We start from the raw sequence: 10,882 nt of genomic DNA on the forward strand, positions 1-10,882 counted from the left end.
CCCTATGCCCCTGTTCAAGCGCGTGGCCGAGCACGACCGCGAGCCGCTGCCCTTTTTGCTCGACGGCCAGCCAGCCCAGGGCATGAACGGCGACACCCTGCTGACCGCTATCCTGACCAATGCCACGCACCTGCGCGGCAGCGATTTCAGCGCCGAGCCGCGCGCCGGTTTCTGCCTGATGGGTGCCTGCCAGGACTGTTGGGTACGCCTGCAGGATGGGCGCCGGGTGCGCGCCTGCTCGACCTTTCTGGAAGCCGGCCAGTGCATCACCCGCGATCCGGGGCGCCGGCCATGACTGCAATCGTGATCATCGGTGCCGGCCCCGCCGGCATCCGCGCCGCGCAAACCCTGGTGGCCCACGGCGTTCGCCCGGTGCTGTTGGACGAAGCCAGCCGCGGCGGTGGGCAGATCTACCGCCAGCAGCCAGCCAACTTTCGCCGGTCGGCCAAGGCGTTGTACGGTTTCGAGGCTGGCAAGGCACAAGCCGTGCATACCACCCTTGAGCAACTGCGCGGGCAACTCGACTACCGCCCGGATACCTTGGTGTGGAACGCCGAGCAGCAGGTGCTGGACACCTTGCAACAGGGCGAGTTGGCCGACCGCCTGGCGTTCGACCGGGTGATTGTCGCCACCGGCGCCACCGACCGCGTGTTGCCGATCCCCGGCTGGACCTTGCCTGGGGTCTATACCCTGGGCGCCGCACAGATTGCCCTGAAGTTCCAGGGCTGCGCCATCGGCGAGCGGGTGGTGCTGGCAGGCAGTGGGCCGCTGTTGTACCTGGTGGCCTATCAGTACGCCAAGGCCGGCGCCACGGTCAGCGCAGTGCTCGACACCTCGCCGTTCAGCGCCCAGGTACGTGCCCTGCCACGCCTGCTGCTGCAGCCGGGCACCTTTGCCAAAGGCCTTTACTACCGCGCCTGGCTTGCCCGCAAAGGCATACCGGTGCACCAGGGAGTAACCCTGCTCGGCATTGACGGCGAACAACGCGCCAGCGGCGTTCGCTGGTCACTCAACGGTCAGCAGCATCAGCTGCCCTGCGACGCCGTGGCCTTCGCCCACGCCCTGCGCAGCGAAACCCAGCTGGCCGACCTGCTGGGCTGCGAGTTTGCCTGGAACACCCTCAACCGCGCTTGGCTACCGGTACGTGACCCCCAGGGCCGCGCCAGCAGCCCCGGCGTGTACCTGGCGGGCGACGGTGCCGGCATCCTGGGTGCCGATGGTGCGGAAATGACCGGTGAACTGGCAGCCCTGACGCTGCTGGACGATCTCGGCAAGCCTGGCAACCCGCAACGCCAGCGACAGCTGGAAAAGCGCTTGGCCACGTTGCAGCGCTTTCGTCAGGGCCTGGAGCAAGCCTTCCCGTTCCCCGAACAATGGGCCAGCCAAGCCTCCGACCTGCTGACCGTGTGCCGTTGCGAGCAGGTCAGCGCCGGGGAAATCCGCGCAACCGTGCGCGCCGGGCACTGGGAAATCAACCGGGTCAAGGCCATGTGCCGGGTCGGCATGGGCCGCTGCCAAGGCCGTGTGTGCGGCGCCGCTGCCGCCGAGCTGATTGCCTGCGAAAGCGGTCGGCCCCTTGATCAGGTCGGGCGCTTGCGCGGCCAGGCACCGGTCAAGCCGCTGCCCTTTGGTCTGGAGATAAAGCCATGAGGCTGCTTGAAGTGGACGCCATCATCGTGGGTGCCGGCATCGTCGGCAGCAGCGCTGCCTTGACCCTGGCCCGTGCTGGCCAGCAGGTGGCGCTGCTGGAACGCGACTTCTGCGGTTCGCATTCCAGCGGGGTGAACTACGGCGGCGTGCGCCGTCAGGGACGCTCGCTGGCCCAGCTGCCGTTGTCGATGCGCGCCCATGCCATTTGGGGGCAGCTGCGCGAATGGATCGGCATCGACGGCGAGTACGCCCGCAGCGGCCACCTGAAGCTGGCCCGCAGCGAAACCGATTTCGATGCCCTGAAGGCCTATGCACGCCGTACCCAGGCCTTTGACCTGCGCCTGCAACTGCTGGAACGCCGCGAGCTGCGCCAACGCTTTCCCTGGGTGGGCGACATCGCCGTCGGTGCCTCGTATTGCCCCGAGGATGGCCACGCCAACCCTCGCCTTGTATCGCCGGCGTTCGCCCAGGCAGCCCGGCACAGCGGTGCCGAGGTGCACGAGCAGTGCAACGTGCTTGATGTGGACCACGACGGCCAGCGCTTCAGCGTACACACCAGCACCGGCCAGTGCTTCAAGGCACCCTGGCTGTTGAACTGCGCCGGCGCCTGGTCGGCGCAGCTGGCCGAACAGTTCGGCGAACCGGTGCCACTCACCGCCGCCCACCCGGCCATGCTGGTCACCGAGCCGCTGCCGCTGTTCATGACCGCCAGCACCGGGGTCGAAGGCGGCGGTATCTACGCCCGCCAGGTAGCGCGTGGCAACTGCGTGCTCGGCGGCGGGCGCGGCTTTGCCCTGACCCCGACCACCGCACGCCCGGGCCAGGCCGCCGTGCTCGACATATTGCGCAACGCCACTGAGCTGTACCCGGCCCTGGCCGGTGCCCAGGCCATCCGCACCTGGAGCGGCACCGAAGGCTACCTGCCCGACGACGAACCGGTGCTTGGCCCCAGCCTGCACCGACCCGGCCTGCTGCACGGCTTCGGCTTTGCCGGCGCGGGTTTCCAGATTGGCCCGGCGGCGGGTGAAGCACTGGCGCAATGCATCCTGCAGGGCACACCCGCCATCAGCCTCGCGGCCTTCTCCATCCACCGTTTTCAGCCCAACCACCACCACAAGGAAAACCTGTCATGACGCACAAGCAACGTTTGCTCGCCCTGTTCTGCACCGTGCCCGGCCTGTTCGCCTGCCTGCCCGCCATGGCCCAACCCACGCTGTACCTGGGCATGAACGGTGGCACCATGGAACGGCTGTTCAGCGACAACATCCTGCCCCGGTTCGAGAAGGCCAACGATGTAAAGGTGGTGATCGTGCCCGGTACGTCGGCCGACATCCTGGCCAAGGTCCAGGCTACGCCGAACAAGCCGTCGATCCATGTGATGGTGCTGGATGACGGCATCATGTACCGCGCCATTGGCATGGGGCTGTGCAGCACGCTCAAGCCCAACCCAACCCTGGCCCAGCTGCCGGAAAAAGCCCTGATCAAGGACAAGGCCGCCGCCGTCAGCCTGGGGGTAACCGGGCTGGCCTACAACAGCCGCCTGTTCAAGGAAAAGGGCTGGGCCGCACCCACCTCGTGGAATGACCTGGCCGACCCGCGCTTCAAAGACAAGGTAGTGTTCCAGTCGATGGCCTCGTCCACCTTCGGCCTGCACGGTTTTCTGATGTACAACCGCCTGCACGGCGGCACCGATACCGACGTCAACCCGGGCTTCGCTGCCTGGAAGCAGAACGTTGGCCCGAACGTGCTGGAGTACATCCCCAACTCGGCCAAGCTCTCGGAAATGGTGCAAACCGACGAAGCCGCGCTGTTCCCGCTCACCCCCACCCAAGTGACGGCACTGAAGCTCAAAGGCATCCCGGTGGAGTACGCAGCGCCCAAGGAAGGCGCCGTGGTGCTCAACCAGGCCGAATGCGTCACCGCCAACAACGACCAGCCGGAGCTTGCGCAAAAGCTCGCCGAATTCCTGCTGAGCCCCGAAGCGCAGGCTCCGGCTCTGGAGCTAGGTGACCAGATCCCGTCCAACCCCAACACCCCGACCAGCGACAAGACCCGTGGTCAGGTCGAGGCCATGCAGACCTACCTGCAAACGGCCGTTACCATCGATTGGGACCAGGTCAATACCCAACGTCCGGAATGGAACGCCCGCTGGAATCGCCAGATCGAGCGATAGGCCGACGCCACCTGGCCCGCTGGCCGGTACCTCGGATGCCGGCCCGCGGGCGCACCACCCGCTTGAGCCATCTGTAAACGTAAGAATGCTCTGCCCTGCACAGGCGCGGACAGGGCTTCTGCACGCCTGCAAAACGGCTCAGGCACCCCTTGCATCACGCTGCCACCTAACTAGAACAAGCAAACGGAGCATGAAATGAGCATCAACACACTCGGCGTCACCGCCCTGTTGCTGGCGTCTGCCAGCCCCTTGCTGCAGGCCAGCGAGCAGTCCGAATCGGCGGGTTTCATCGAAGGCAGCAAGCTGTCTGTCAAGGCACGCAACATGTACATGCAGCGTGACAACCGCGCCAGCGGCGCACGGCAAAACTACGGCGAGGAATGGGCCCAGGGCTTTATCGGTACCTTTCAGTCCGGCTTCACCCAAGGCACCGTCGGCTTTGGCATCGACCTGATCGGCCAGTACGCCTTCAGGCTCGACACGGGTGACGGCCGCACGGGGGGCGGTACGGGCTTGCTGGAGCAGGACAACCATGGCGCCAAGCAAGACATGAGCAAAGCCGGGGCAGTGCTGAAAATGCGCGCGTCCAACACCGTGCTCAAATACGGCACGCAGGTCATGGCAGTGCCTGTGCTGGCCACCTCCGACAGCCGCCTGCTGCCGGAAACCGTCGACGGCTTCTCGCTCACCAGCAAGGAAATCCGCAATCTGCAGTTGGACGCGGGGCACTTCACCGGCCTGACCAACCGCAACCAGTCATCCCGCGACAGCGGGCGCATGACCGCCGTGGACTACCTGGGCGGGGTGTACACGTTCAATGAGCGGCTCTCCAGCAGCCTGTACTACGCCAAAACTGCCGAGCACTTTCGCAAGTACTACGTGAACACCCGCTACCTGTTGCCGCTGGGTTCCGGCCAGTCGCTTAAGTTCGACTTCAACGCCTACGACACGCAAAGCATCGGCCAGGCCCGCAGTGGCGACCTGGACAACCGCATCTGGAGCCTGGGGGGGACCTGGACGCTGGGCGCTCATGCCTTCACCCTGGCCTACCAGAAGGTGTCCGGCACCGGCGACTACGTGTACGGGCCAGACGGCAACGCGGTCTACAACTTTGCCAACTCGGTGCAGTACTCGGACTTCGACTACGAGAACGAAAAGTCCTGGCAGGCCCGATACGACCTGAACATGGCCGCTTATGGCGTACCAGGGCTGAGCTTCATGACCCGCTATGTGAAAGGCACCGACTTCAAGAGCGGCACCGGCGGCGACCTGGATGGCAAGGCCTGGGAGCGTGACGTTGAAGTACGCTATGTGGTGCAGGCCGGCGTAGCCAAGGACTTGTCGTTCCGGGTGCGGCAGGCCAGCTACCGTAGCTCGGAGCGTGGTGGCCAGATTGATGAAGTGCGGGTAATTACCGAGTACCCGCTCAATATTTTCTAAGGGTATGTACTGCCCGCTCCTAAGGGATTGCGCAAGCCCGGCACTCTGCACGATACCTGTGGGAGCGGGCTTGCCCGCGAAGATGGCTACGCAATTCCCCAGCCATGCCGCCTCAAGCCATCACTGGCTGCAACAACGCCTGCGCCTCATACAGTGTCGGCACATACCGCAACCTAATTTCATCCACGCTCAGGCGCGAAGCATGGGTCGTGATGGTGAGCGTTGCTTTCAACTGCCCGGCCCGATCCAGCAGCGGTACCCCCAACACACGCATACCCATCTCATATTCCTGGTCGACAATACAGAAGCCCTGCGTTTTCACCCGCAGCAACTCCGCCTCCAGCAGCCCACGGTCAGTCTGTGTGTAAGGCGTCAGTGCCCGCAGCGGGTTGCGTGCAAAGTAGTCATCCCGCTCGCTTTCATCCAGCCAAGCCAGCCATATCCGTCCCCCCGCCGTGCAATACATCGGCACCCGCGAACCAGGCCTGATCGACAACGACGCCACATGGCTGTAGCGGCTGCGCACCAGGTGGATGATCTCGTCGCCATCGCGGGTGCCCACTGATACATGCTCCTGGGTCTGCCGCGCCACCTGCTCGACGATCGGCCGCAGCATGCGCGGCAGTTGCGCCGAGTCGACATACGCCTGGCCAAGGCGCAACGCCTTGGGCGTCAGCCAGTACTCGCGGCTGTCGGTTTCGGCAAAGCCCTCATGCACCAAAGTCAGTAAAAAGCGCCGGGTGGCGCTGGGCGTAAGGCCAGACAGCCTGGCTGCCTGCGGCACGCTCAGGCGTGGCTGCTCGGCGCTGAACAGCTGCATCAGGGCCAGGCCTTTCTGCAAGCCGGCAATCAGGTCACGGGGATGAATGGCGGGGGTGTTCATGCCTTCACTCGCAAGTGGGGAGAAAAAACAGCCGATTACCGCGATAACCGGAACATGATTGCGATTATCGCACTAAACCACCGATTAGCGCATTGTTGCCCGCACCCCGCTGCTTCACGCTTGCCGTCATAACAACGCCAATAAGGAGGTCAGCATGATTCGTGGTTCCACTGAACTGGTCGCCATCGTCGGTTCGCCCATCGCCCAGGTGAAGTCCCCGGAAAACTTCAACACCTGGTTCACCCACAACAACTGCAACCTCGCCATGCTGCCCATCGACCTGCACCAGGCGGCGCTGGACAGCTTTGCCGGCACCCTGCGCGGCTGGCAAAACCTGCGCGGCTGCGTGGTCACCGTGCCGTACAAGCAGGCCCTGGCCAACCGCCTGGATAGCCTGAGCGAACGTGCGGCGGCACTGGGGTCGGTCAATGTGATACGCCGCGAGCGCGACGGGCGCCTGCTGGGCGACAACCTCGACGGCGCCGGCTTCCTGGGCGCTGCGCGCAAACATGGCTTCAAAGCGACGGGCAAGCGGGCATTGGTGATCGGTTGCGGCGGTGTTGGCAGTGCCATCGCCTATGCGCTGGGCGAGGCAGGCATTGCCAACATTACCCTCAGCGACCCCAGCACAACGCGCATGGGGGCGGTGTGCGAACTGCTCGGCAATGCCTTCCCCGGGCTTACGGTCAGCACACAGTTCAGTGGGCTGGAAGACTTCGACCTGGTGGCCAACGCCTCCCCGGTCGGCATGGGCACAAGCGCAGAGCTGCCACTGCCCGCCGCCCTGCTGGCTACCCTGCAACCCGACACCTTGGTGGCCGACGTGGTCACTTCGCCCGAAATCACCCCACTGCTGAACCGCGCACGGCAAGTCGGCTGCCCGATCCAGACGGGCCCGGAAATGGCCTACGCCCAACTCGGCCACCTTGGCGCCTTCATGGGCGTGACGCCGCTGGAGATCTGAAGCCATGGCGACCCTTGAACACACACAACACAGCGTTGACCTGGTGGTACTGGGCAGTGGTGCCGGCGGCTTGGCTGCGGCGGCCACGGCGGCCTGCCGCGGGCTGAAGGTGCTGGTCGTGGAAAAGGCCGAACGCTTTGGCGGCACCTCGGCGATTTCCGGCGGTGCGGTATGGCTGTACGGCACCGATCAGGCCCGGGACGCGGGTGCCAAGGACTCCCCCGAGGCCATGCGCACCTACCTCAAACACGTCATCGGTGATGGCTACGACCCCATGCTGGGCGACGCCTTCATCGAGCATGGGCACCAGGCACTGCGTTGGCTGGAGCGCCACACCGAACTGCGCTATGCCTTACGCCCGCACTCACCCGATTATTACCCGGATGCACCCGGCGCCACGCAGTTCGGCCGGGCACTGGAAATGGTCGAGTACGACGGCAAGCACCTTGGCCCGCGCTTCAAGGACCTGCAGATGCCACCGCCCGGCATGCTGCTGTTCGGCGGCATGATGGTCAACCGCGTGGATATCCAGCATTTTCTCAGTATTCGCCGCTCGCCCGGCTCGCTGTGGCATTGCCTGAAACTGATAGTGCGCTACGCGCGGGACCGCCTAAAGCACCCGCGTGGCACTCGGCTTACCACCGGCAACGCATTGATCGCCCGCCTGGCCACCAGTGCCTTCGCCCATGGCACGCAACTGTGGTTGCGCAGCGAAGCCGAAGAGCTGATTGTCGAGCACGGCGTGGTGACCGGCGTGGTTGTACTGCACGAGGGCCGGCGTCAGCGGGTAATGGCACGTGGCGGTGTGGTGTGCGCCATGGGCGGGTTCGCTGCAGGCGCACTGGCCGCCAGCTACCGCCCCGCCCAAGAGGCGCCGCACCTGACCATGTCGCCCCCCTTCAACGACGGTGCCGCCCTGCGCCTTGGTCAGGCGGTGTCGGCCGCCGAGGGCGAAGGCCTGGCGGCCAACTTCTTCTGGGCGCCGGTTTCCGAACGGCGCCATCCCGGTGGCCAGCGGGAGCGCTTCCCGCACCTGGTCACCGACCGCGCCAAGCCTGGCGTGATTGCGGTAGACCCGACCGGGCGGCGCTTCGTCAACGAGTCCGACTCCTACCACCACTTCGTGCAGACCATGTTCGCCAACGGCATTGCCAGCTGCTGGCTGGTGTGCGATGCCGAGGCGATGAACCGCTATGGGCTCGGCCTGGCGCGGCCGAAGCCTGTGAACAACCAGGCGTTGATCGACGCCGGCTACCTGTACCGGGCCGCGACACCGCAAGCCCTGGCCCAGGCCATTGGCGTAGAGCCCAAAATGTTCGCGCAAACCCTCGAGCAGTTCAACACGGATGCCCGCAATGGCATCGACCGTGCGTTCGGCAAAGGCGGCAACAGCTACAACCGCTACATGGGCGACCCGCAACACACGCCCAACCCCTGCCTGGCGCCGTTGAGCAACGGGCCGTTCTACGCCATCCGCATTCACACCGGCGACCTCGGGTCGGCCCGTGGCCTGGTGACCAACGCCGACGCCAACGTGCTTGACCGTAGCGGCCAGCCAATTGCCGGGCTGTATGCGGTCGGCAACGACATGAACTCACTGATGAAGGGCACCTACCCCGGCCCCGGCATCACCCTGGGCCCTGCCCTCACCTTCGGCTGGCTCGCTGCCAACCACATCACCGCGCGCCTGCAGGCGCCGGCCACCCACACGGAGACCCCGGCATGTACTACGAACTGAGAACCTACACCCTCGACCCACTGAAAATGGCCGACTGGCTAGCCCTGTACCAAAGCCATGCGCTGGACGTTCAAAGCGAACACCTGGGTAACCTGGTCGGCTTTTTCACCAGCGAGTTCGGCGACGTCAACCAGGTGGTGCACATCTGGGGCTATGCCAGCCTCGACGATCGCATCGCACGGCGCACAGCCATGGCAGCGGACCCGCGCTGGGCAGCGTTTTCGCGGCTTAACCGCGAGCTCGGGGCCGTTGTGCGCCTGCAATCGCGGCTGCTGCGGCCCACCGGTTTTTCGCCGCTGCAGTAAAGCGCGCCACCCTCTACCAACGCCTGAGCGGACCCCTTCATGCACCCCCTCGAATGTGACGTACTCGTCATTGGCTCCGGCGCTTCGGGCCTGGCTGCCGCCGTAACCGCCGCGCATCACGGCCTGCATGTGATCGTTGCGGAAAAAGCCCGCCAGCTGGGCGGCACCAGCGCCTGGTCGGGGGGCTGGTTGTGGATACCGCGTAACCCGCTGGCCATCGCCGAAGGCATCGTCGAAGCCGACGATGCCCCAGAGCGCTACCTGCGTGCGCAAACCCACACCCACGAACTGGACCCGCGTCAACGTGCGTTCCTGCGCCATGGCCCGGAAATGGTGGCGTTTTTCCAGCAGCACACGGCGGTACAGTTCCAGAGCGGCAGCCGCATGCCCGACATGCGTGAAGGCGATGGCAGTGCACACGGCGGGCGCTCACTGTGTGCCCTGCCCTACGACGGGCGCCAGCTCGGGCCTTGGCTGCACACATTACGCCCACCGCTGGACATCGTCAGCCTGGCCGGCATGGGCATTGCCGGTGGCACAGACATGGCCGCCTTCTTCAACGCCACGCGCTCGGCCAAGGCGGCGCTGCATGTCAGCAAGCGCCTGCTGCGCCATGGGCGAGACCTGCTGCTGCATCGTCGCGGCCAGCAGTTGGTCAATGGCAATGCGCTGATGGCGCGCCTGCTACGCAGCGCCCTCGACCTTGATGTGACATTGCTGACCGACAAACCGGCCTGCCACCTGCTGGGCGAAGGCCGAGTCAGTGGCGCACTGTTTGCCGACGGCCAGGTCATCCAGGCACGCCGTGGTGTGGTGTTGGCCTGCGGTGGCTTCCCGCATGATCGCCAGCGCATCGCGCAACTGATGCCGCATGCGCCGCAGGGTGACCAGCACTACTCCGCTGCACCCAGGGAAAACAGCGGCGACGGCCTGCGGTTGGGTGAACAAGCCGGTGGCCTGGTCAGTACGGCACTGGCCCAGGCTGGCGCCTGGGCGCCTGTATCGAAGGTGCCATGCGGCGATGGCAGTTTCGGCCATTTCCCGCACCTGATGGACCGCGCCAAACCTGGCTTCATCGCGGTACGTCGCGATGGCCGACGCTTCGTAAACGAAGCCGATTGCTACCATGACTTCATGAACGCACTGTTCGCCGCAACACCGCACGGCGAAACACCTGAAGCCTGGCTGATCTGCGACCACGCAGCACAACGCCGCTATGGCATTGGCTGGGCCAAGCCCTTTCCGTTCTCAACCCGCTTCTATCAACGCCGTGGCTACTTGCACAGTAGCGCCAGCCTGGCGGAACTGGCGCAGCGCTGCGGGATCGATGCCGCGCAGCTGCAGCGCACGGTGCACGACTTCAACCGGCATGCAGCCCAAGGTGAGGACCCCGTATTCCAGCGTGGCGCATCGGCCTACAACCGGGCTCAGGGCGAACCGTTGCAAGCCCCCAACCCGTCGCTGCGGCCCTTGCTGCATGGGCCGTTTCACGCCGTGAAGCTACTGCCGGGCAGCCTGGGCACCTTCGCCGGCCTGGGCACCGACGCCTCGGCCCGTGTGCTGGACCGCGCAGGGCAGCCGATACCCGGGCTGTTTGCGGTGGGCAACGACATGCACAGCGTGATGGGTGGGCACTACCCCAGCGGCGGCATTACCCTTGGTCCGGGGATGACCTTTGGGTATCTGGCCGGTAGGGCGTTGAGCGGCTTGGGCTCGGCATGACCTCAGC

At 65.4% G+C, this 10,882-nt stretch carries 10 protein-coding genes; 9 read left to right on the forward strand and 1 reads right to left on the reverse strand.

Features of this window, described 5'->3' with window-relative positions; genetic code table 11:
* Positions 1-4 precede the first annotated feature (4 nt).
* The 5 genes from B9A31_RS15780 to B9A31_RS15800 all read left to right on the forward strand — a co-directional run bounded on the left by B9A31_RS15780 (position 5) and on the right by B9A31_RS15800 (position 5,263).
* Positions 5-295, forward strand: coding sequence for a (2Fe-2S)-binding protein (locus tag B9A31_RS15780; RefSeq protein ID WP_016714352.1), 291 nt, complete (start codon positions 5-7; stop codon positions 293-295).
* Positions 292-1,650 (forward strand): FAD/NAD(P)-dependent oxidoreductase, encoded by a 1,359-nt coding sequence (locus tag B9A31_RS15785; protein ID WP_019099338.1) that lies wholly within the window; start codon positions 292-294, stop codon positions 1,648-1,650. Before B9A31_RS15780 ends, B9A31_RS15785 begins: the two co-directional genes overlap by 4 nt.
* Positions 1,647-2,783, forward strand: coding sequence for an NAD(P)/FAD-dependent oxidoreductase (locus tag B9A31_RS15790; protein WP_019099337.1), 1,137 nt, complete (start codon positions 1,647-1,649; stop codon positions 2,781-2,783). Before B9A31_RS15785 ends, B9A31_RS15790 begins: the two co-directional genes overlap by 4 nt.
* Positions 2,780-3,823: a polyamine ABC transporter substrate-binding protein gene (locus B9A31_RS15795; RefSeq protein ID WP_019099336.1), complete on the forward strand. Its 1,044-nt coding sequence runs from the start codon at positions 2,780-2,782 to the stop codon at positions 3,821-3,823. Before B9A31_RS15790 ends, B9A31_RS15795 begins: the two co-directional genes overlap by 4 nt.
* Positions 3,824-4,018: 195 nt before the next feature.
* Positions 4,019-5,263, forward strand: a complete 1,245-nt coding sequence (locus B9A31_RS15800) for an OprD family porin (protein ID WP_019099335.1) — start codon at positions 4,019-4,021, stop codon at positions 5,261-5,263.
* 112 nt (positions 5,264-5,375) lie between these two features.
* Here the strand turns inward: B9A31_RS15800 and B9A31_RS15805 are convergent, their stop codons facing one another.
* The gene (locus B9A31_RS15805; RefSeq protein ID WP_019099334.1) at positions 5,376-6,146 is read right to left on the reverse strand and encodes an IclR family transcriptional regulator; all 771 of its coding nucleotides are present in this window, start codon (positions 6,144-6,146) and stop codon (positions 5,376-5,378) included.
* A gap of 154 nt (positions 6,147-6,300) precedes the next feature.
* Here B9A31_RS15805 and B9A31_RS15810 point away from each other — a divergent pair, with 154 nt between their 5' ends.
* From B9A31_RS15810 to B9A31_RS15825, 4 genes are read left to right on the forward strand one after another with little or no spacing between them, the layout of a single operon-like run.
* Positions 6,301-7,110: a shikimate dehydrogenase family protein gene (locus tag B9A31_RS15810; protein ID WP_084297133.1), complete on the forward strand. Its 810-nt coding sequence runs from the start codon at positions 6,301-6,303 to the stop codon at positions 7,108-7,110.
* A gap of 4 nt (positions 7,111-7,114) precedes the next feature.
* Complete coding sequence (locus B9A31_RS15815; protein WP_025753222.1) at positions 7,115-8,848, forward strand: FAD-dependent oxidoreductase; 1,734 nt, start codon at positions 7,115-7,117, stop codon at positions 8,846-8,848.
* Positions 8,833-9,153: an NIPSNAP family protein gene (locus tag B9A31_RS15820; protein WP_025753224.1), complete on the forward strand. Its 321-nt coding sequence runs from the start codon at positions 8,833-8,835 to the stop codon at positions 9,151-9,153. The genes B9A31_RS15815 and B9A31_RS15820 overlap by 16 nt, the downstream gene beginning before the upstream one ends.
* 39 nt (positions 9,154-9,192) lie before the next feature.
* Positions 9,193-10,875, forward strand: coding sequence for an FAD-dependent oxidoreductase (locus B9A31_RS15825; RefSeq protein ID WP_027615148.1), 1,683 nt, complete (start codon positions 9,193-9,195; stop codon positions 10,873-10,875).
* Positions 10,876-10,882: the final 7 nt, after the last annotated feature.

This window comes from Pseudomonas sp. URIL14HWK12:I5 (assembly GCF_900176445.1).
Taxonomy (GTDB): Bacteria; Pseudomonadota; Gammaproteobacteria; order Pseudomonadales; family Pseudomonadaceae; genus Aquipseudomonas; species Aquipseudomonas monteilii.

What these genes read in the sequence shown, in the direction of transcription:
- B9A31_RS15820 (WP_025753224.1), top strand. Translation starts at nt 8,833, where the DNA reads ATGTACTACGAACTGAGAACCTACACCCTCGACCCACTGAAAATGGCC.
- B9A31_RS15810 (WP_084297133.1), top strand. Translation starts at nt 6,301, where the DNA reads ATGATTCGTGGTTCCACTGAACTGGTCGCCATCGTCGGTTCGCCCATC.
- B9A31_RS15780 (WP_016714352.1), top strand. Translation starts at nt 5, where the DNA reads ATGCCCCTGTTCAAGCGCGTGGCCGAGCACGACCGCGAGCCGCTGCCC.
- B9A31_RS15800 (WP_019099335.1), top strand. Translation starts at nt 4,019, where the DNA reads ATGAGCATCAACACACTCGGCGTCACCGCCCTGTTGCTGGCGTCTGCC.
- B9A31_RS15805 (WP_019099334.1), bottom strand. Translation starts at nt 6,146, where the DNA reads ATGAACACCCCCGCCATTCATCCCCGTGACCTGATTGCCGGCTTGCAG.
- B9A31_RS15790 (WP_019099337.1), top strand. Translation starts at nt 1,647, where the DNA reads ATGAGGCTGCTTGAAGTGGACGCCATCATCGTGGGTGCCGGCATCGTC.
- B9A31_RS15795 (WP_019099336.1), top strand. Translation starts at nt 2,780, where the DNA reads ATGACGCACAAGCAACGTTTGCTCGCCCTGTTCTGCACCGTGCCCGGC.
- B9A31_RS15825 (WP_027615148.1), top strand. Translation starts at nt 9,193, where the DNA reads ATGCACCCCCTCGAATGTGACGTACTCGTCATTGGCTCCGGCGCTTCG.
- B9A31_RS15815 (WP_025753222.1), top strand. Translation starts at nt 7,115, where the DNA reads ATGGCGACCCTTGAACACACACAACACAGCGTTGACCTGGTGGTACTG.
- B9A31_RS15785 (WP_019099338.1), top strand. Translation starts at nt 292, where the DNA reads ATGACTGCAATCGTGATCATCGGTGCCGGCCCCGCCGGCATCCGCGCC.